16 protein-coding genes are annotated in these 20,859 nt (G+C 40.6%); 8 read left to right on the top strand and 8 right to left on the bottom strand.

Annotated elements, in window-relative coordinates:
- Window positions 1-11 precede the first annotated feature (11 nt).
- Window positions 12-1,214, top strand: a complete 1,203-nt coding sequence (gene cas1 / locus J7W08_RS04805) for a CRISPR-associated endonuclease Cas1 (RefSeq protein WP_233085499.1) — start codon at window positions 12-14, stop codon at window positions 1,212-1,214.
- Window positions 1,215-2,725: 1,511 nt separating this feature from the next.
- Here cas1 and J7W08_RS04800 read toward each other — a convergent pair.
- Complete coding sequence (locus J7W08_RS04800; protein WP_233085498.1) at window positions 2,726-3,559, bottom strand: TrmB family transcriptional regulator; 834 nt, start codon at window positions 3,557-3,559, stop codon at window positions 2,726-2,728.
- 142 nt (window positions 3,560-3,701) lie between these two features.
- Between J7W08_RS04800 and J7W08_RS04795 the strand changes: the two genes are divergently transcribed.
- Window positions 3,702-4,469, top strand: coding sequence for a class I SAM-dependent methyltransferase (locus J7W08_RS04795; RefSeq protein ID WP_233085497.1), 768 nt, complete (start codon window positions 3,702-3,704; stop codon window positions 4,467-4,469).
- A gap of 83 nt (window positions 4,470-4,552) precedes the next feature.
- On the opposite strand, the gene J7W08_RS04790 is transcribed toward J7W08_RS04795, so the two are convergent.
- Complete coding sequence (locus tag J7W08_RS04790; RefSeq protein ID WP_233085496.1) at window positions 4,553-5,023, bottom strand: CRISPR-associated endonuclease Cas1; 471 nt, start codon at window positions 5,021-5,023, stop codon at window positions 4,553-4,555.
- Between the two features lie 108 nt (window positions 5,024-5,131).
- Between J7W08_RS04790 and J7W08_RS04785 the strand changes: the two genes are divergently transcribed.
- Together J7W08_RS04785 and J7W08_RS04780 are read left to right on the top strand one after the other, a co-directional pair.
- Complete coding sequence (locus tag J7W08_RS04785; RefSeq protein WP_233085495.1) at window positions 5,132-7,648, top strand: PAS domain S-box protein; 2,517 nt, start codon at window positions 5,132-5,134, stop codon at window positions 7,646-7,648.
- Window positions 7,649-7,880: 232 nt separating this feature from the next.
- Window positions 7,881-8,093 carry a hypothetical protein gene (locus J7W08_RS04780; RefSeq protein ID WP_233085494.1) on the top strand — a complete coding sequence of 71 codons (213 nt, stop codon included), beginning with the start codon at window positions 7,881-7,883 and terminating at the stop codon, window positions 8,091-8,093.
- 606 nt (window positions 8,094-8,699) lie between these two features.
- On the opposite strand, the gene J7W08_RS04775 is transcribed toward J7W08_RS04780, so the two are convergent.
- Together J7W08_RS04775 and J7W08_RS04770 are read right to left on the bottom strand one after the other, a co-directional pair.
- Complete coding sequence (locus J7W08_RS04775) at window positions 8,700-9,563, bottom strand: hypothetical protein (RefSeq protein ID WP_233085493.1); 864 nt, start codon at window positions 9,561-9,563, stop codon at window positions 8,700-8,702.
- Between the two features lie 208 nt (window positions 9,564-9,771).
- Window positions 9,772-10,047, bottom strand: coding sequence for a zinc ribbon domain-containing protein (locus tag J7W08_RS04770; RefSeq protein WP_233085492.1), 276 nt, complete (start codon window positions 10,045-10,047; stop codon window positions 9,772-9,774).
- Window positions 10,048-10,564: 517 nt separating this feature from the next.
- On the opposite strand from J7W08_RS04770, the gene J7W08_RS04765 reads away from it, so the two are divergent.
- Complete coding sequence (locus J7W08_RS04765) at window positions 10,565-11,851, top strand: NRAMP family divalent metal transporter (protein ID WP_510618286.1); 1,287 nt, start codon at window positions 10,565-10,567, stop codon at window positions 11,849-11,851.
- Between the two features lie 400 nt (window positions 11,852-12,251).
- On the opposite strand, the gene J7W08_RS04760 is transcribed toward J7W08_RS04765, so the two are convergent.
- Entirely contained in the window at window positions 12,252-13,676 is a 1,425-nt protein-coding gene (locus J7W08_RS04760; protein WP_233085490.1) for a hypothetical protein, read from the bottom strand.
- 292 nt (window positions 13,677-13,968) lie between these two features.
- On the opposite strand from J7W08_RS04760, the gene J7W08_RS12260 reads away from it, so the two are divergent.
- From J7W08_RS12260 to J7W08_RS04740, 3 genes are read left to right on the top strand one after another with little or no spacing between them, the layout of a single operon-like run.
- Window positions 13,969-14,880, top strand: a complete 912-nt coding sequence (locus J7W08_RS12260) for a 2-oxoacid:acceptor oxidoreductase family protein (RefSeq protein WP_310742510.1) — start codon at window positions 13,969-13,971, stop codon at window positions 14,878-14,880.
- Window positions 14,880-16,100 (top strand): hypothetical protein, encoded by a 1,221-nt coding sequence (locus J7W08_RS04745; protein WP_233085489.1) that lies wholly within the window; start codon window positions 14,880-14,882, stop codon window positions 16,098-16,100. Before J7W08_RS12260 ends, J7W08_RS04745 begins: the two co-directional genes overlap by 1 nt.
- 4 nt (window positions 16,101-16,104) lie before the next feature.
- Window positions 16,105-17,040: a thiamine pyrophosphate-dependent enzyme gene (locus tag J7W08_RS04740; RefSeq protein WP_233085488.1), complete on the top strand. Its 936-nt coding sequence runs from the start codon at window positions 16,105-16,107 to the stop codon at window positions 17,038-17,040.
- Window positions 17,041-17,061: 21 nt separating this feature from the next.
- On the opposite strand, the gene J7W08_RS04735 is transcribed toward J7W08_RS04740, so the two are convergent.
- From J7W08_RS04735 to J7W08_RS04725, 3 genes are read right to left on the bottom strand one after another with little or no spacing between them, the layout of a single operon-like run.
- A complete protein-coding gene (locus J7W08_RS04735; RefSeq protein ID WP_233085487.1) occupies window positions 17,062-18,294 on the bottom strand; it encodes a Glu/Leu/Phe/Val family dehydrogenase in 1,233 nt (410 codons plus the stop codon).
- 14 nt (window positions 18,295-18,308) lie between these two features.
- Window positions 18,309-19,982: an acetate--CoA ligase gene (locus J7W08_RS04730; RefSeq protein WP_233085486.1), complete on the bottom strand. Its 1,674-nt coding sequence runs from the start codon at window positions 19,980-19,982 to the stop codon at window positions 18,309-18,311.
- Window positions 19,983-20,009: 27 nt separating this feature from the next.
- Window positions 20,010-20,558: an NTPase gene (locus J7W08_RS04725; RefSeq protein ID WP_233085485.1), complete on the bottom strand. Its 549-nt coding sequence runs from the start codon at window positions 20,556-20,558 to the stop codon at window positions 20,010-20,012.
- Between the last annotated feature and the right edge of the window lie 301 nt (window positions 20,559-20,859).

The raw sequence follows: 20,859 nt of genomic DNA, 5'->3' as shown, positions 1-20,859 counted from the left end.
AGGTGCATTAAATGAAACTTTTGCTTCTAAATGGCCATGGCATCAACATGTATGTTGATGGCACTAAACTTCACATCAAAGACGGCAGGTTCACAACCACTGAAGAACCTCAGGAATACGTATTCTCTCCAAAGAGGATGGACGTTGATAGCATTGTTGTATATGGTCGAAGCGGATCGCTGAGCTTTGAAGCCATCAGGTGGTTGATTAAGCACAATGTACAGATCACTATGTTGGACTGGAACGGAAAACTCCTAACAACAATGCTTCCTCCTGAGAGTACCAATGTAAAGACAAAGTTTGCTCAGTACCATGCTTATGAAGATCAAGATGCAAGGATTGAGTTTGCCAAGAAGTTCATTGAGGCTAAGTTCTCTAAATCTGAGGCTGTTCTTGATTATTTGAAACAGAGATATCCTGAGATCGAGTATGATTTTACTGATGATAAGGCTAAACTTGAGAATGCTAAATCCATAAAGGAGATTCTTGGTGTTGAAGGTGGAGTTGCCTGGAAGTACTGGAATGAGTATGCCAAAGCTGTTCCTGAACGGTATGATTTCAAGGCAAGGACTGATAATTACAGAAGAGCAACAGGGGCAGGCGACAGAGTCAACGTTATGCTCAATTATGGTTATGCATTGCTTGAATCTGAATGCTTGAGAGCTATTAATTCAGTTGGTCTTGATGCTCATGTTGGATTTTTGCATGAGATGAATCAGAGCAAGTACAGTCTTGCTTACGATTTGCAAGAACCATTCAGGTTTATTGTTGATCTTGCTGTTATAAACCTTATCGAAAAAGGGGTTATGGATAAAAAAGACTTTGTGAGAACTGAGAATTTTTCATTAAGGCTTAGACCAACAGGAGCAAGGAAGCTCACTGCTGAGTTCAATACTATTATGAATAGCAAAGTCGAGTATAGAAAGAAGAATAGCTCTTGGGGATCTGTCCTGTTACTCAAGGCAAGAGAGTTAAGCCATCATCTTGTTGGTAAGAGGAAAACTGTTGAATTCATGAATCCTGTTTATGTTGGGAAAAGGGATGACGCTGATCTGTTGAGGAAAAAGATCATTGACATGCCTTATGTTGATTGGAAAAATATGGGCTTCTCGAAGGGTTCTTTACACTATATGAAGAAGAATGCTAAGGATGATAAACCGTTTACGTTGAATGCTCATGTGAGGGAACGCTTGGAAAATTGGTTTGAAGGCTAAAAACTGGGCTTTTTATCCTATTAGAATCTACGCAGGAATAGTGAATATATATCGTATATAGCTTTGATATACGGATACCATATCGTAAGTACAATCTTTATCTTAATTGGGATAAAAGGCATAACACACTATGAATATAATCTTATCGTAGGTGATATCCTGCCCAATATTACCATATCGACAATTAATATTAACAAATCAGTAATATATATTTACAAAAAAGTAGGCTAAAAAGTCCTATATCAAACAATAAAATCATTTATCGTAATCAGATAATTAATTATCGGATCTAGACAATTCCATATCGGAAACAGAAAGGTAGATCTTAAAATTGGATTGTGAATTGTCTGCTCTATATCTACAGCATTAAGATTAATGAATACACAAATCAGCCTTAATCTACGTATAATATCTCTACAGAGGAAACTACGGATTTTAAATTACACCTAAAGCAATATCGTTATAAACTTGCTATATACGGATACAATTCCACAGCTTACGTACAAAAAGTTTATTTTAAATCTCTTTAAAATCTAATTTTAACAGCAACAGGTGCAACAATTAGAATGTGTTATGGAGAACTTCAATCCCTAAAAGGGCCGATTTAAACATCCTGAACGGTCTCGGTGTCGTAACTTTTGTGCTGTTTCAATCCCACAATGGTCTGATTTTAACGAAGTAAGATCTGTCTGGCAGTACGTGGTAGCACCATTTCAATCCCAATATGGTCTGATTTTAATAGCTATGACTACCACACCATCTACCAGATAGCAACATTTCAATCCCTTAAAGGTCTGATTTAACCAATTAGTAGAAGATCACCACGAAAGCGCTTATTAGTTTCAATCCCTCCAAGGGCTGATTTTAACAATGTATTTCACACGGCTTAGGAATGCTTCTGATAGGTTTCAATCCCTTTAAGGTCTGATTTTAATGAGATCTGCTTAGGGCTTGTGACAAGCTGTTCTGCATTTCAATCCCAATATGGCCTGATTTTAACAGTATTACAGGAATTATCTATCATCTTTTCAAACAGATTTCAATCCCACAATGGTCTGATTTTGACAACAACTGCATCCGTTGAACTTACGGGCGACGTGATATTTCAATCCCAATATGGCCTGATTTTAACGAATTAATTAGTCTATGGTTAAGCATGTCTTTTATAAAAATTATACTGTTTGGATTAAATACGTATGGTCAAATATCTTAATGAAGTAGAATCGTTGACACCCTTATTTTTTAGACAATGTCATGTATCATTATATCTTTTTAAAAATATATTTAAAAACGACTTCATAAAAATTTAACGTACAAAAAAGTCCAATTTTTTTATTTCTTATATATCCCCGCACTTTTCTTTTGGGATATAGGTAAGTGTAAAAAACCGAACTCTTATAAAATTATTTGGTCACCAATCAAATTGTAATTTATTCAAAAAGTATTATGCAACAATTCAATTAGGTTACAAACTGGCAGGCATCAATAAGAAGCTCATAATCTGGACCAGTTTATGTGAAATTGAATCGCTTCCCCTTAGTCCAGAGGTCGTTGAATTTAGCCTTGAAACGCTTTGTATATGACTCATCATGAATTTGTGTCATACCGAGACTAGTACCAGTATTAATCTGATCTTCAATATCAAGAAAGATAGTCTTTGAATCAAAGATTACAAAATCATGCTCTGTTTCCAAAATTCTTATTTCCATGAATTTCTGAACATTACTTTTGACTGATTCATCTTCTATTGAATTAATAAGTTCTTTTATTGACGGTAACAGTTGAGAGTAGGAATCTAGAATTTTAACATGAATGCCACGTTGTGCCAAATTTAAGTAAGCCTGGCTGAATATTGACATTGAATCATCATATTGTTCTGATACTCCTGGCTTATACTTAAGGGGAGTAACAACACATATTTCATGCTCAATATCCTCAAAAAATGAATTCACCGTCTCTTTTAGTTCATTATCATGGAACTTGTCGGGCCAGAATGTTGTTTCAACATGCTTTGGAGAATCGCCATTGGAAAGTTGCCGTTCAATTTCAGCAAATGTTTCCCTGAGTAGTTTGAGCTCATTGAGTGCTTCTTCCTCTCTTCTTTTGTACATGAGTTCAAAAGCAATTTTTGGATCAACAGTCCTGTATTTCCGTGGCCTTGAAGGTTGGATCTCCACAAGGCCATACTTGTTCAAATCCCTCAAAATCTCATAGATCTTTCCAATGGGAACTTGTGATAACTGTGATAATTTACTTGCTTCCAGATCACCTTTTTTCAAAAGCGTCCAGTAAACAGATCTCTCATATTTGTTTAAACCGATATTTGCAAGTAACTTTTCATCCATCTTTTCACTACTTTTGAGTTTATTGTAAAGTAAAATAGTTATATATTCTGCGTGACATTGAGAATCACTGCTTGAACATATAAAATTGTAATTGTCAAAAAGTCATATTGACTTTATTACATATCCATATCAAGCAAAATAAATGATGAGTATAGGTGCAAAAATGGAATCACCAATTTTTGAGATATTTGATGGGTTGCCTAGACAGGGTCCAGGTAGTAACGAATGTACTGAAAAAGCCTTTAATATGCTTTCTTCCCTTCCTGCAGGTACTAAGATCCTTGATATTGGATGTGGTGTAGGTATGCAGACAATACATCTTGCGAAGATTTGCAACAATTGTCACGTCACTGCAACTGACATTTACCAACCTTTTTTGGATAAGCTGATGGAAAATGCAGCTAAAGAAGGAATTGATGACAGGATTACTACAGTTTGTGCTTCCATGGATGAACTGCCTTTTGAAGCAGGAGAATTCGACGTAATCTGGGCAGAAGGCTCCATCTTTATCCTTGGTTTTGAAAAGGGAATCAGCTACTGGAAACAGTTCTTGAAAGATGGTGGCTATATGGCAGTGACAGAGAACACATGGTTCACGGATGAACCTTCTCAGGAAGTTGTTGAATTCTGGCAGGAAATATATCCCGGTATCATGAATATACCTGATACTGAAAAAGTTATTACAGCAGTAGGATATGATGTCATTGATAACTTTAAACTGCCAGTTTCTGTCTGGTACGAGTTTTATAACAATCTGGAAAAAAGAGTTGATGAAATCAGTGATAACTATAAAGGAAACACTGAGGCAGAAATGATACTTGAGTTTAACAGAAAAGAGATAAAACTCTTCAGAGAACGCCCAGATGAATATGGTTATGCGTTCTACATTTTTCAGAAGAACAAACTCTAATAGCGTATATGTGGAGTGACTTGCTCATAAAAAGCAGGTCACATCCTAATACAAATCATTTTTAAAATAAATACATTTTCGTTTTAAGCTGTCCCCCACATCTCCAACCTTTCCCTTACATGAGCATTGAGTGTAAACGGTTTATCACTCTTAGCGTTCTGCTTCATGTAGTGCAATGTGCCTTTAGAGAACCCCATCTCCTTCCACTCGGTGTAAGGCATGTCAATGATCTTCTTCCTCAGCAGATTTGAATCATCCCTTGCACAAACATAAACAGGATTACTGAACTCAACAGTTTTCCGCTTACCAACAAGATTATGGCTTAATTCCCTAGCCTTGAGCAACAGTACAGATCCCCAGGAACTATTCTTCTTCCTGTACTCAACCTTGCTGTTCAGCATAGCATTGAACTCTTCAGTAACCTTCCTTGCTCCTGTTGGCCTTAATCTCAGCGAAAAGCTCTCAGTCCTTACAAAATCCTTGTTATCCATAGCTCCCTTTTCAATCAGGTTCATTACAGCAAGATCAACAACAAACCTGAATACCTCTTCCATTCTACATTTTCTTTGGTATTTTCAAAAAAGGTTAACGCCATAACATATATATTGATGGTCATTGAGATAAATTAATGTGGAGTGTTAGCTTTAGAGGGGGATGCACATATGGGTGTAATAGGGACATTTCTGAGAAATAATACTGCCAATGAGTGTTACGATGTACACACTAAATCATTTGTAAGCTCTAATATTTTAAATTCTATTTTTGATGATATTCCTCTAATTATGATCCTTGTCAATCAGGATGGGAAAGTTGAAACCATCAATAGGGCTACTACTATTGCATTAGGAAAAGAAAAAAAAGACAGTTTTGGTCTTCTTGGTGGTGAACTTTTTGGATGTATAAATTCGTTAAAAGGAGAAGGTTGTGGAAAAAACAGAGAGTGCTCAGAATGTGCTGTACGAAACTCTGTTATCCACACGTTTGAAACCGGCGAAAGCATTTACAAAAAACAAGGCGAATTGGAAATAACAAACAATGGTAAATTACTAACACTTCATTTTTTAGTTTCAACATCTTTGATACGAAAAAATGATAAACCAATGGTTTCGTTGATCGTGGATGATGTAACAAAAATAAAACAGGCAAATCAACTAATAGAACAAAAACTTGAGATCGAAAAAGTAATAGCCTCAATTTCGTCGATGTTTGTTTCCAGCCGGGATATCGATCATAGTATCAATTTTGCTCTGGAGAAAATTTGCAATTTATGCGGAAGTAGCAGAACCTACGTTTTTCGTTTTCATGATGATGGAATTCTGATGGACAACACACACGAGTACTGTGTGGAAAAAGTTGAAGCCCAAAAAGATAACCTTCAGGATATTCCGGTTGATCTGTTTCCCTGGTGGATGAACAAACTTCATAATGGTGAGTCGATTTACATCAAAAACGTATCTAAATTGCCAGAAGAAGCATCTGCAGAAAAAGAAATCCTTGAAATGCAAGCTATAAAGTCATTAATCGTCTTACCTTTGTACTTGAACAGCGAACTTTCCGGATTTATCGGAATGGACAATGTTCTTAATACTGGAGACTGGGCAGACGAAGATATCAATACTCTTCTTATGACGGCGCAGATCATAGGAACAAGTCTCCAACGCAAAGAAGCCGAGAAAGAGTTGACAGAGAGCAAAAAGAAGTACTCAAATCTTGTGGAAAAAGGAAATGATGGGATCATTATTCTCCAGGGGGAATGCTTGCTTAAATATGCGAACAAAAAAATGATGGAAATGTCCGGATTTTCTATCGAAGAAGTAATTGGGAAGCCATTTATTGATTTTGTTTCTCCTAATTATAGGGACACTATAATGGATAGGTACAAAAGGAGATTATGTGGGGAAAAAGTTCTAAACCAGTATGAGGTCGAACTTATTTCAAAGGATGGAAAATCGTTTTTTGTAGAAGTAAACGCATCGATCATAGACTACGAAGGCAGATCTGCAGACATGGCAATTCTCAGGGATATCACCAAACGTAAGCAGGTCGAGGAAGCTTTACAAAGATCTGAAGAAAACTATCGTAATTTAACTGAAAGTCTTAATGAGTTAATTTACCGCGCAAATCCTGAAACGCTTGTGTCAACTTATGTGAACAAGGCTGTCGAAAAGATCTATGGTTATACTGTAGATATGTGGCTTGATGATCCATATATATGGGAGAAAACAATTTATCATGACGATAGAGAACGGGTGTTTGCAGAATTCGCCGAATTGCAAACAAAAATTGAAAGTGGTATTATAGAATATCGTATTATAAAGAAGGACAAAACCATACGATGGGTGCAAGATCATGTCAGTTGGGAGAAAGATCAACAAGGCAAACCAATTTCGATGAATGGGATAATGTATGACATCACTGAGCGTAAGCAGGCAGAGAATCTTATGCTCAATGCTAAACTTGCTGCTGAAGCTGCCAACATGTCCAAAACTGAATTCATCACAAATATGAGCCATGAACTAAGGACACCTTTAAACTCAGTCATCGGATTCTCGGATATACTTTACAGTGAGAAATTTGGTATCTTGAATGAATATCAAAAGAAATACGTGTCCAATGTCCTTAGAAATGGAAAGCATCTTTTACAGCTGATTAACGAAATCCTATCCATCTCGAACATCGAAACAGGGAGGGTGAAACTTCATATTAGTGAGTTCTTTGTATCCGATGTTATTGATGAAGTAGAAGCATTGATGATGCCTATTGCATTAGAAAAGGATATTGACCTGACATGTAACATTGACATTAGCGTGCCTATCATAAAAGCAGACATGATGAAATTCAAGCAGGTTCTTTGCAATCTCGTGAACAATGCCATTAAGTTTACGGATCAAGGAGGGTCAGTGACTATAAATGGTGATATCTCTGATGAGTCTGTAAATCTCTTCATAAAGGATACTGGAATCGGAATTTTACTAGAGGATAGGGATAAACTGTTCAACCCTTTCTATCAGGTGGATTCTTCAACTACTAGGGAGTATGGAGGTGCCGGCCTTGGTCTTGCACTGGTCAAGAAATTTGTTGAAATGCATGGTGGCAAGGTTTGGGTTGAAAGTGATCAATATAGCGGAAGTACTTTCGGATTTACTATACCATCTAATCATGAAAGCATCTCCAGTTGATTAGTTTAGCTCGAATATAACTGCTTTAGCAGATGGCTTTGTATTTTGTTAAAGCTTGAGGTTATAAGCATCGTACAATAAGATTCCCCTGCTTATAGCTACCGTATTATTGATAGTAGCTATGCCCATATTCCTGACTTCCTGCAGCTTAACTATATTCCTCTTCGAAATAAGCAGTAAGTATTAGATCCTGGTATCAAGACCACGAATGCAAACCGAAATCCGGGTAATTATGGAAATATATCTCACTAAAAAGCCTGGAATTACAGATGAGATTGTTGCTAAGTGGCAACTAATCGTAGATCAGATAGCCAAGGTTGTCGGTGTGCCTGCTAGATTGATCATGAGGTTTGATCCTCCGCAGATTGAGGTATTTCTATCGAGTGCAACGAAAGATAATCCTAATGAGAAAGAGGAAAAAGCAGACCTTAATACTGGACTTTAGTGTGAAAATGTTATGAAGCAGTGCAGACAACTTTTAGTCAGTGACGCCTTAAAGGATACTGAATGGATTCACATCCGGACATTGAATTGGGGATGACCTATTATCTTGGTTTTCCAATCGAGTGGCCAGACGGTGAAATATTCGGTACGATCTGTGTGCTGGACGTTAAGGACAATCCAAAGGCTACGTATTATGCAGAATTAATATTTGAATTCAAGGAAGCACCTTCACCCCCCCAAAATTCGCAATTTCTATTAAATATGATGTGCAATAAAATCCTATTCAGAAGTATTAGTGATATTATCACTGTTTATCGCCAGTTATAAAAATTCATCTCATTAATTTTACTATGTCTGCTATTGCTATCGATATTACATTTAGCTATGTAAAACTTGTTAATACCATTTATTTCACGTGTAAATTATTCATTTAAACTGCCCCTTTATCGCAATTCTCCAACCTCTCCCTGACATGAGTATTGAGGGTAGAAAGCTTATCACTCTTGGAGTTCTGCTTCATGTAATGGAGAGCACCTTCGTGAATCCCATCTTCTTCCATTCAGCATAAGACACATAATTGTTACTCGTTATCCGGACAATAAAATGTTTAGACCCTGATCAGCCCAAGTAAACCCAATGTATAGAGGAATAACATTAAAAATGCAGCAGTTGCCTCTCTTTTAGTCCATCCTTTCTCTCCGTTCACAAGTCCTTTCAATGCGGATACGTAACTTATGAGTTGATCCTTTTCATGATATTTTGCTTTCCTTGCTTCTTTTACTTCGGCGATCGACAGGCATATCCAGAGAAGGAAAACGTATCCTGCTATCAGGGAAAGTAGTGAAAAATCCGGATGTGACCATGTTCCAAGTGTTTCTCCTGCAATTTCATTAAGAAGAGTGAAGAATCCTGTAAAGTATGCAAGTCTTAAAAGGCTTAAATTTCTAAACAGCATAAATGAAGCTATAAATTTAATAGATATGATCAGGGGGTTCTTTGTCAGATCAAAGAATATGAAATCTGCCAGTATAAGCAGAATAAAACTTAAGATGACAAAATGATCTGTAAAATTGAACCACTTGGATCTTGAATATTGTTTTTCGAATATCTTACAGAGATTGTGAGCTGACCAGAATATTGCTCCATACCCGGGTAATATCCAGATCGGAACATTTCCTACTACGCCATTAATGTATGTGAAATATCCGTATTGTACGCCCAATAATTCATGTATGAAACCAAAAATGGATGCTATCAAAAGCAACGTTTTTCCTTCAATTTTGCTGTTCTTCCAAAAAAAGATCCATAATACAGAGAGTATAACTGCAGGAGCAAATTCATCCTTTGTCTGGATATAATATGCAAGAATACTAAGTATTGTACAAAGCATGAAAAGGAAAAAGTACAATGGAGTATTGACAAGTATTCTGCTTTTGTTTTCAATATACTTCAGGGGGAAGAATCCACTCATAAATAGTTCTCCTTGATCTTAGACTGATAATCGTTCCAATTTTCATTTTAATAAGGAATTCTAACAAGCTGAAATGGATTATATGTTATTGTTTCCAATTATGCTGTGCCACTAAAGTTTATCTGATAGGTGTGTCAGGCATAGCGATAGCTCTCATCCCAATTCCTCGCCCTCTCTTTTACGTGAGCATTGAGAGCAAAATTAAAAATTACTTCCATCTCTTTAATTTTGGAAGATTCTGTTGGCTAAGCTTTTTTGCTTCTTCCAGTGACATGATCCTATTTTCATCAATTGCTTTGGAGCATTGCTCTATCATTTCTTCCAAAGTAATGTTGGGCTGTGTGAAATCGCCATTCTGGTAACAATAATTGCAATATTCTTCACTCTTTGAACCATCTGCATTGGTTCCAAAATCCTCGTCCTTCTCCAAAGGCATTCCACAACTCTGGCAAAAGACCAGACCTTCCAGCTCCTTCATATCCATGTTTTACCCCTGCTCCATTAGTTTAGTACCCATTTAATAAGTGTAAAGCAGTCTATATCAATTCGACTGTTGAAAAATATGAGTTTAAAGAAAAGAATGAAAGCAATTAACTTATTTCCCTCATGTGAAAGCTACAATGCAAGAGCTTTGTTCAACTCTTTTCGGATACCACATTTTGAAAAATAATGGCACAACGTTTGTTTCTAGCTTTTTTTACTATTAAATCTCTTGATTGTACTAATCAATGACATCCTGAGTCAAGATAGGTGAATGCCCGAGCAAGATCTTTCAAAAAGATGCTACAAAAACGGGCATTAGAGTAAAAATCTATATATATTTTAATATTTATTTAATGTGTTTGAAACCTGACGATTTGTACATAAATCAATAAAAAATCGCCATATTACAATAAAGCACAATCATAATTCAATGAATAATCAGCATAGTTTGAAAAATAGACATCATAAATTAACAACCGACCATGAACGAATTTATAGACATAAATGAAACACAGTCAATGGCTGGAGAAGATATGCAGGCGCCTACTACATATCTTAATAGAAACGCTAATCTGTTCAAAGCGATTGGACCAGGTATCTTAATAGCCTGCGCCGCCATTGGTGGTTCACACCTTGTATGGTCAACACGGGCTGGTGCACAATTTGGATGGAGCCTACTAGGGCTTATACTATTAGCTAACGTGTTAAAATACCCATTTTTCCTATATGGTCAGCGCTATACTGCTGCTACCGGGGAAAGTCTTTTAGCAGGATATAAAAGACAGGGGCTTGCTTACCTATACACCTTTCTGGGCATAAACATCCTGACCGGTATAATCAATACTGCAGGAGTAGCTATGCTTAGTGGCACACTTTTTGCAGGTTACGGTTTTGATGGCAGCAAGATTCCTGCATTCACAATTGGCATATTGCTGATCTGTGCAGCAGTCATTTTATTGGGACACTATAAATTACTAGATAAATCTGCTAAAGTAATAGTTGTCCTTCTTAGCTTGAGTACATTAGTAGCATTGGGCTTGGCGTTTACTCATGGCTCGGTTGCATCTGCTGACTTTGTGGGCAGCAGCGCTTGGACATGGCAAGCTTTCCCATTCCTGGTGCTCCTTCTGGGCTGGATGCCAGCACCAATCGATCTGTCTGCATGGTCAAGCCTTTGGATGTTCAGTCGTGAAGAAGAAACCGGACACTTTGCTACTACCCGGGAGACTTCCATTGACTTTTATCTGGGTTACGTCATGGCAGCAGTCATGGCTGTAGCATTTTTCGCTCTTGGAAAACTTATCATGTTCGGTTCCGGTGAGGAGCTTGCAAGTGGTGGAATTGGTTTCAGTACACAGTTGGTCAATTTGTACTCTGCCAACATCGGCGAATGGTCAAAGCCGCTGATCCTAACTGCTGCTTTTTCCACCATGTTCAGTACCACGATGACATGCATTGATGGATACCCACGTTCGCTGGCTGCAAGCTGTACCTTGGTCCACGACAACTTTACCAACCATTTCAAACCGATATTCAAGGTATGGATCGTGCTCTCAGTAGTAGCCTCCTGCTTGATCGTACTTTATTTCGTAGATAATTTACTGCAATTATTGAGCTTTGCAGCCGTTGTCAGTTTTATCACATCCCCTGTTCTAGCCTATATCAATTATAAGGTGATGAATGGCAGCAATGTACCGATCGAAGAACGGCCCGGTCCCCTTCTCAAGTTAATGAGTTGGGCAGGGATATTGTTTTTCGTGCTGATGACTGTAGGATTTATTTACGTTACATTCATCCGGGTATAAAGGCAGAATAAGATTTTCGAGGAACAGTATAGGCAAAATCATAGCAGGAGAATGCAACAATCTTCTCCTGCTTTACTTATCTATAGATCAACGTATTGAAACAACCGTTTCGTTGATCAGATTGAAACTGGAAAGATACTTAACCATTTCACAGCAGGATCTTAACCACTATCGTAGTAAGAAAAACCGTCACTAAGCCGGCGATAGCGATTGTAAGTCCACTCAAGTTTTCTCCAATCTCAACGACTTTTGTAGTGCCAAGAGCCATAGGATAAGTTTCCTATGGCAAAATGAAAAACAAGAAAAAAATTCTATTGTTGTAACTGTCAAATATAGTTAAAAATAAACCCCCTCAGCCGGGAGCAAAATCCCCTCTGGGATTATTGCTACTATCCTGCAGTTACATTTCATCAGATTGACAGGCTTCTTTAATTGGTGATTTAATTGGGTATTTTTTCCATGTCTGGATCAGTTTTATGTTGGGGTTGGTTTTGATCGTGACTATAAGTGTATCGATCTTACTCAGGTCAATTTTTGGTAGCTTTTGTGCGAGTGTTTCATCAGAAGACTCGCTTTCCTTGTAAATTTCTATAAGGGAACTTGCAGTACGTATTCCATAAGAACGGAGTTCCTGTCGCAGTGATGAACTTTTTTTGTCCTCAGGCCCTATACATGTGTAGAGAATCGCCTGGTCGACCCAGTCTATGATCCGATCGGGGGATATCTGTGTTGTAAGCATCAGGTCGACGATGTCTGCTGTGGCCATGTTTGGGATATTCATAATATCTTCTTCTTCTAAGCGAGCTTCGTTCCATATTGTTAATCCTTCAATGTCCTTTAGTGGAAGCGGGGTCTTAAAAGTGGGAGTGACTAATCCACAAATATTTTTTGCAAACATCTCAATAAGCTGCCATCCGGTCTGTGGGAAAGCTCCAATAATGAATCCCGCTACCATGAGATGAATTGGATCAAAGGACCACGTAGTATTTACAATATCCATTACAATTACAAGCGTTTGCACAGTCCATATTAAAATAATGGCCAATATTATCCGGAGTGACACACTTACATATGCACTGGCGCGGAGGTCCCGGCGATGATATCGGTGCACCAGCATTACAACAGAGAATAGGTATGCACCCAGAAATGCAAAATTTACCGGGGTTTGGTTAGGAGTAAGAGGGCCCAGATTTAAGAGATATGCTGTATTGTTGGCATTTGTAAGAAACTCAGTGGGTAAAGTAACATTAACAGGATAAGTGCAAAGATTCAAGGAAATATTTTCAAGTACCGTAAAAATAGATGTATTTTCTATAGGTGGTAAGGTGATAACCCATCCGATTGTGATTAGAACAGTTGCAAAGAAGATGGGGATGCAAGTTTGTGGTTTAAAAAATTTGGTAGGTTTGCTATTAAATTGTATTGGGTGCTGAGGTGTCTTTTGAATTTTTTCATCGATCTCATCTCTCAGATCGTCGGTGAATGGTCCATATACTCCCTGGAACTTGTGGAGGTATGTATAGATACGCCGTTCACGGGACAGATCCAACTCCTTTTTACAATCGCCGTTAACTTTTATTCGCATATGCCCGAGAAGTCCGAGTTTGTCAAGGTTATTGAAGAAAACACCAAGATGTCCATGTTTCATGTTCTTGATAAAGAGCCAATACATCATGGCCGGGAATATTGAAGCCATTATTATGAAAAAAACTCTAACTAAAAATGGACCCTGGCATGTCGCCAAACTTCCCAATATTATTAAAATAATAATTACTAATATCTTTACTTTATAGTCTAAAGAATCATTATTTTGTTCCGATGACACATACTTACCCCCATACAAAATATATGTGAAAATTATGCAGCTGCAACCTGTCGGGATATGGATGTATCTCCTGACAGATTTATAACATTTAAAATATTAACCTCTACTATATTAATCTCTTCCTTCTGTAAAGGAATTTGTAAGTGGTCTGCTTTTTTTCCGTATGACTATCCTGAGTAAATAGTTTCTCATTCCTGACAAAATTGCCTGATCTGATCAACCACTATAGATCAAACAAACAATGAGAGGATATTTATACACATAAAGCCCCTAAATATATTAGGGAGTATAAATGTTGAGATTGAGATTCCATGGCAGGGGTGGCCAGGGAGCAAAGGTTGCCAGCAGAGTGCTCGGTACTGCTGCATTTCTGGATGGTTACAATGCTCAGGATTTCCCGTTGTATGGTGCCGAGAGAAGAGGGGCACCGATCACTGCGTTTACTCGTATATCCAGGGATGATATCATGGAGCGGGGCTTAGTTTCAGATCCTGATATTGTGATCGTTATGGACGAAACCTTACTGTTGGATCCTCAGGCTATGCCATTATCAGGACTTAAAATAGGTGGTATTGTTTTTGTAAACACACCTCTTAGTCCTCTTGAAACAAAGGAAGAGTACGGGATCGAAGACCATGTGGTCACACTGGATATCACAAAGGTAAGTCTTGATATGATCGGAAAGCCCGTCCTCAGCAGCCTTGCAGCTGGTGTTGCTTCCAGGATCGCTGGTATTGGGGAGGGGGCTTTAAAGGGTGCCCTGGAAAAGGAACTATCCGGGATCATATCAGACAGAGAAATTCTAGGGAAAAATACAGATGCTGCACTTCATTGTTACAATGCTTTAGTACCGGTCCAGGTAAAAACTGCTGAGACCATCAGGGAAAGAGATAATGTTATCACACTACCTTTTGAAATTGCCCGTGTATCCAGTCCTGCCATAAATGCCACCGGTAATACTCCCTTGAGGAAAACAGGAAACTGGCGTGTGTTCAGACCTGTCTGGAACTATGATATCTGCACCAGGTGTATGACCTGTGTTGCCAGGTGTCCTGAGGGTTGTATCCGGCTGAACGAAGACGGCTATCCATATGCGGATTATGACAATTGTAAGGGATGTTTGGTATGCGCCGAGGAATGTCCGGTAAAAGCTATCACTAAAGTTCGGGAGATTCACTCCCGGTCCGAAGAGGGGGATCGATAATGGGAAAAGAGATGCTTACCGGTAACGGTGCCGCTGCCTGGGGGGTGCGACTGGCAGAGGTGGATTATATTCCGGCCTATCCTATAACTCCCCAGACAGAGATAATTGAGACAATTGCAAAATGGATCTCCGATGGTTCTATGGATGCGAGTTTTGTCACCATGGACTCGGAACATTCCATGATCACGGCCGCAGGGGCTGCTTCAGCTACCGGTGCCAGGACCTTCACGACCACGTCCAGCCAGGGACTGCTGTATGGTTTTGAGATGATATATACAGTGGCAGGGTGGAGGGTTCCTCTGGTGATGGTCAACGTATCGAGGGGTTTATCCTCACCAATCACCCTGGGTCCGGACCATAACGATATTCTGGCAGTCCGGGATTCGGGATTCCTGCAGATCCATTGTGAGACCTGTCAGGAGGTACTTGATTCTGTCCTGATGGCATACAGGCTGGCAGAGGATGAGCGTGTGCTCCTGCCGGTGATGGTTAACATGGACGGTTTTTACCTTTCATTTACCAGGGAAGCTGTTGAGATCCCTGACATGGAGAAGGTCAGGAGTTTCTTGCCAGAATACAGGCCGGAACATGCCTTTTTCAGGGCAGCCAAGCCAATGGCCCAGGGAGTAGCGGTCCTTGGCGGGGATTTCTATTCCTATTTCAAGTACCAGATGCACCTTGCAAGCCAGAATGCTCTTGAGGTTTACAAGGAAGTATGTGATGATTTCGAAAAGAAGTTTGGCAGGAAATACGGGACCATTGATGAATATATGCTGGAAGATGCCGAATATGTCCTTGTAATGATAAACTCCTTTTCCACCCTTGGGAAAGCTGCCGTGAAAAGGGCACGGGAGAATGGAATAAAAGTCGGCTTATTAAGGCCGAGGTTCTTAAGACCATTTCCGGAATCTGAAATAAAGAATGCATTGGAAGGAAAGAAAGCTGTGGCTGTCATCGACCAAAACATCAGCGTAGGAAAGGGAGGTATCATCTATTCAGAGATGGCAGGTTGCTTGTACAATGAGGTGGACAAGCCTCTTTTGCTATCTTTCATTGGAGGGCTTGGGGGGAAGAACATCAGCCAGGAAGAGTTCGAGTTCATCTTTGAGAAAATGATCAGTGCATCGGATACTGGAATTGTTGAGCCTCCTTCTCTACTCTATACGGAAAGTGAGTTGGAAGGCATGACAAAGCTGAAAGAGATCGCAGGGAAGGAATAAAGATATGGATACATCAACCATCATATCCATAAAGGAGCTGCCACCTGAAGAGAACATGCTGCCAGGGACTGCTGCATGTGCAGGCTGTGGCGGTCTCCTGACACTGAGGTATTGCCTGAAGGCGCTGGGTGATAAGATCATCATCGTAAATGCAGCAGGATGTTTTACCCTTCTTACCATCTATCCATTTTCACCATTCAGGAATTCCTGGCTTTATACAGCAATGGCCTGTGCACCTGCCGGAGCCCAGGGTGTTCGGGATGCTCTGGATATACTGATCAAAAAAGGGAAGCTTGACCCTGAAGAGAACCTGAAGGTGGTCGTCCTCTCCGGTGATGGTTCTGCATATGATATGGCACTCTCCTCCACATCCGGGGCAATTTACCGCAACCTGGACTTCTACTACATCTGTTATGATAATGAAGCATACGGAAATACCGGTTTCCAGCATTCAGGAGCATCTCCTTTTGGTTCAAGGACAGGAACAACCCCTCCCGGAAAGGAGGTACCGGTTGGTTCACAGCTTCAAAAGAAGAACCTGTTCGACATCTGGAACAGTCACAAACCGCCATACATTGCAACTGTTTCGCCGGCATATCCTGTTGACCTGATGAACAAGTTCAAAAAAGCAGAACAGTTCAAAGGTCCAAAGCTCTTCATATCCCACATACCCTGTCCGCCTGGATGGGGATTTGATCCCTCCCGATCTGTCAGACTTGCAAAGCTTTCAGTTGAGACAGGGCTCTGGCCATTAAAGGAGTCTGTCCATGGTGAGGTGGAACACACTTATGTCCCGAAGAGATTCAAGCCTGTGGAAGAGTACCTTAAAGAGCAGGAACGATTCTCACATCTTTTCAAACCGGTAAGGCAGGAGGATGCCTTAAAAAGTATTCAGGAGATGGTGGATGAGTACTGGAAGAAACATGAGTTCCTTCCTTAAATTCCCCTCCATTCTCCTTTATTATACGAATCCCGGAGCTGATGAGAACAGTGACCATCGTCTGTAACCCATAGCCTTGTGGACCCTTGCAAGGGCAAGCTCCAGAGCTGCCTCCCGTGGAAGTATATTTTTGTTTGCTGAGTCAGTCAACACCAATCTGGTATTGAGACGTATCTTCTCCTCTATGGCCTGAAGTGCTGCACACTCGCTGGCTCCCTCATATTCCATGGCAGCGCAGATCACTCCTCCTGCGTTGGCAATGAAGTCCGGAACGCACAGGATACCTTTCTCATGCAGGTACTTCTCAGCTTCAGGAGTTATTGGTATGTTGGCACCTTCAACAACAAGTTTTGTTTTCAGGCGGTGCACATTCCCCTCATTAAGGACATCCGGACGTGCTGCCGGGATCCATATATCACAGTCAACATCTATGACGGCATCGAGCTCGAGTTTCTGTCCTCCGGGATAATCGACCACGCTTCCTCCGGAGTCTTTTAAAGCTATCAACGCATCAACGTCGACCCCTTCTGAGTTATATAAAGTACCTCTGGAATCTGCCACTGCAACCACAACGGCTCCTTTTTCCACAAGGAAGCGTGCTGCGTTCTTGCCCACTGCTCCAAATCCCTGTACCACGACTCTGGCTCCTTCCAGCTTGAAGTCACAGAACTCAAGGGCCACTTCAGTTGAATGTCTGAGTCCCCATCCGGTAGCCCCTATCTCGTCCAGAGGGATTCCTCCAAGGACCCTGGGCAATCCGACCACCCTGCCGATCTCATCCTTTACACAGGCCATGCAGTCCTCATCCGTACCCATGTCAGGAGCAAAGATGTATTCCTCTATCTCCCTCAATGAGCAGGCCAGGGCTCTTAGAAGTTCGACTTTTTTTTCAGGTTCCATCTTCGGGTCAGCATAGACAACAGCCTTTCCTCCTCCATAAGGAAGGCCTGCAGCTGCATTCTTAAGGGTCATGGCCCTTGCCAGACGGAAACACTCCTCTGTGCTGACATCCGGAGCTATGCGTACTCCTCCAATTGAAGGTCCGGCCGCCACATTATCCACCACCAGCACAGCTTTCAATCCAACAGATGGTTCATATATATGGATGATCTTGCTCGGTCCAAGCTCATCCGCAAATCGAAAAATATCTTCCGTATCAACCCCTCCCTTATATATCTCCTGATTCACAAGATCACAGGACATCATGTTGTATTTTCTCTTTCCTGAATAATAATATTTACCGAAAGACCACATTTTTGATTGTTATTTCAATCAGCCCTTTGCCACAGCCCCTTTTCCTTTAGCTTTTTGATTACATCCACTTTTGTCTCGAACTCAGTGACCCTGAGCTCTTTGCGCTTGATCTTGCCACTGATGGTCTTTGGCAGTTCCCTTAAAAATTCGATCTCCCTTGGATATTTGTAGGGAGCAGTCACCTTTTTCACGTGCTTCTGGATGTCTTTAATAAGTTCTTCAGATGGCTCGAATCCCTTCCTCAGGACAACAAAGACCTTAACAACCTCTCCTCTTATTGGATCAGGACTAGGGATCATCGCCGATTCAAGGACCGCTTCATGGGAATTTACCGCACTTTCAACTTCAAATGGACCGATTCTGTAGCCAGAGCTTATACATATATCATCAGCCCTTGATTCGAACCATATGTATCCGTCCTCATCCAGCATTGCAAGGTCACCGGTCAGATACCAGTTTCCAACGAAGCATTCTGCAGTTTTTTCAGATTTGTTGTGATATCCTTTGAAAAGCATAGGATGATCCCTTTCGACAGCGATTGTTCCCTTTTCACCTGAGGGTAACTTTTCACCTGTATCGGGATCGACAATTGCTCCCTCTACACCGGGTGTGAACCTGCCCATGGACCCGGGCTTTATTTTCATTCCGGGCAGGGTGCAGGCAATGACACAGGTTTCTGTTTGTCCGTATCCCTCTCTCACAGATACCCCGAACTTTTCATCGAAGAAATTAACGATTCCCGGGGTACAGGGTTCACCTGCAGTTAAGATAACCTTCAATTCCGTCAGATCAAATCTCTGGTCCGCATCTTCGATTGTTGCCATGGCCCTGAGTTCCGTTGGGGTAAAACATGCCTTATTTATATTCCATTTATCAAGCAGTTCAAACCATTTTTCAGGCTCAAATCTTCCCGAGTAATGAAAGTTGGTAGCTCCTGCATTTAGAACAGCACCGAACGGTCCCCAATACCATTTTGCCCAACCTGGCTCTGTTGTTGTCCAGCATAGCTCATCGGAGAGTGTATTCCACCAATAATATCGATTTAGCCTGTCGAAACAGTACATCAATGAATGGGTATGCAATACACCCTTTGGTGCACCTGTGGTCCCGGAGGTGTAGTTGATGGTCAAAAGATCACTTGCATCAAGTGTTTCGATCTTCAGGTCTGTGGATACAGAACAGACCTCCTTTTCATAATTTCTCCATCCTTCTCTCTGACCTGAAAAGAATAGGTTGATTTCCGGGATTCTGTCCTTTATTGCATCTACCTCATCAGCAACTGCCGGATCATCTGTTATCAAAGCCTTTGCTCCGGCATCCATTATCCTGTAGTCTATATCCCTGCTTTTGAGCATGATCGTACCGGGAACGACAACGCCACCTATGGCCCAGATGCCGATACTCGCAACATAAATATCCGTTCCCCTGGGAAGTATTACCAGTACCCGGTCACCTTTATGGATGCCTGAGCCCTGAAGGACATTTCCAAATCTCATTGCATTGTCCCATACCTCACAGTACGTTGCTTTCTCTATCTTTCCGTCCGGGTGCTCGGTAACTGCCATCAACTTTGTTCTATCCGTTGCCAATTCCTTTATGGTATTAACAAAATTGTAATCTTCAGGAACATCCCAATTGAAATTCCTTCTCTCCTCTTCATAGTCGAATGCTGCCTTTTCCTTCCCCATGTTGTTCTCCCCTTTTGGTGGCTATGCTCATCCAAAATATGAATTCCCATCTTTCTTTTCTTCTTCTACGCCTTGCCGGAATCTCGTGGTAATCCTATCAGGCAGATCGTCCCGATTGACTTCATCAACTGTCAAAACCTCGAACTCCTCCCTTATCCTCTGCGCCAGCGGATGTTTGCTCGATCTATGAAGTACAGCAAGTATTGGCCTGTCCGAATCAAGGATCTCCTCCACAGCCCGGACGAAGTTCTCTGACTTGAGTTCCATGGGTCCGACCTCATCTATAACTACAAGATCACAACCAATGGCATCCCTGATCGCCTCTGCACCGATACCATCAAGGTCTTCAAGGTTCACATGATATTTTCCCATCTTCGGGCCGGTGCATTTGACATGGCTCAGGATACCTTTCCTGCCAGTATCTATGTCCTCTATCGAAAAACCATGACGTTTGCCTTCCACGCGTATCTCTGAAGCCCGGATCCCGCAGGCTTTTAGGTCAAGTTTTTCCACAATCTTTGACACTACAGTTGATTTCCCCACGCCGGGCTTTCCTGTTACTGCTATTCGTAGCATCCGGTTTTACTCCCCTATATAATGATGGATAGAGTTGTATTTAAGTTAAATTGCTTTTCGACCGGTCGTTAATTTTAGGTGTATTAATCGGCCTTGTGAATTGGCTCTGTAGAAATCCTATGTATTAATTGTAAACAACCATATGATTTAATTATAAGAAATTCCTTGTAGATACAGATTAGGAGACGAAAAAGGGCTGAGCAGGTTCAAGTCAGGCCTGTGAGTTACTTATTGCTGCTCTTAAAGACTGAGGTCATGGATCCTGTCTTTTTTAGTTTTCTTTTATAATTTTCAATTTCTT

It is taken from the genome of Methanococcoides orientis (assembly GCF_021184045.1).
Lineage (GTDB): Archaea > Halobacteriota > Methanosarcinia > Methanosarcinales > Methanosarcinaceae > Methanococcoides > Methanococcoides orientis.
Note: the sequence above shows the minus strand (reverse complement) of the source record. Positions and strands in the feature narration are given on the sequence as shown.

Excerpts from the sequence above, each read along its gene's own strand:
- cas1 (WP_233085499.1), top strand. The coding sequence starts at position 12 with ATGAAACTTTTGCTTCTAAATGGCCATGGCATCAACATGTATGTTGAT.
- J7W08_RS04800 (WP_233085498.1), bottom strand. The coding sequence starts at position 3,559 with ATGGATGAAAAGTTACTTGCAAATATCGGTTTAAACAAATATGAGAGA.
- J7W08_RS04795 (WP_233085497.1), top strand. The coding sequence starts at position 3,702 with ATGATGAGTATAGGTGCAAAAATGGAATCACCAATTTTTGAGATATTT.
- J7W08_RS04790 (WP_233085496.1), bottom strand. The coding sequence starts at position 5,023 with ATGGAAGAGGTATTCAGGTTTGTTGTTGATCTTGCTGTAATGAACCTG.
- J7W08_RS04785 (WP_233085495.1), top strand. The coding sequence starts at position 5,132 with ATGGGTGTAATAGGGACATTTCTGAGAAATAATACTGCCAATGAGTGT.
- J7W08_RS04780 (WP_233085494.1), top strand. The coding sequence starts at position 7,881 with ATGGAAATATATCTCACTAAAAAGCCTGGAATTACAGATGAGATTGTT.
- J7W08_RS04775 (WP_233085493.1), bottom strand. The coding sequence starts at position 9,563 with ATGAGTGGATTCTTCCCCCTGAAGTATATTGAAAACAAAAGCAGAATA.
- J7W08_RS04770 (WP_233085492.1), bottom strand. The coding sequence starts at position 10,047 with ATGGATATGAAGGAGCTGGAAGGTCTGGTCTTTTGCCAGAGTTGTGGA.
- J7W08_RS04765 (WP_510618286.1), top strand. The coding sequence starts at position 10,565 with ATGGCTGGAGAAGATATGCAGGCGCCTACTACATATCTTAATAGAAAC.
- J7W08_RS12260 (WP_310742510.1), top strand. The coding sequence starts at position 13,969 with ATGTTGAGATTGAGATTCCATGGCAGGGGTGGCCAGGGAGCAAAGGTT.
- J7W08_RS04745 (WP_233085489.1), top strand. The coding sequence starts at position 14,880 with ATGGGAAAAGAGATGCTTACCGGTAACGGTGCCGCTGCCTGGGGGGTG.
- J7W08_RS04740 (WP_233085488.1), top strand. The coding sequence starts at position 16,105 with ATGGATACATCAACCATCATATCCATAAAGGAGCTGCCACCTGAAGAG.
- J7W08_RS04735 (WP_233085487.1), bottom strand. The coding sequence starts at position 18,294 with ATGTGGTCTTTCGGTAAATATTATTATTCAGGAAAGAGAAAATACAAC.
- J7W08_RS04730 (WP_233085486.1), bottom strand. The coding sequence starts at position 19,982 with ATGGGGAAGGAAAAGGCAGCATTCGACTATGAAGAGGAGAGAAGGAAT.
- J7W08_RS04725 (WP_233085485.1), bottom strand. The coding sequence starts at position 20,558 with ATGCTACGAATAGCAGTAACAGGAAAGCCCGGCGTGGGGAAATCAACT.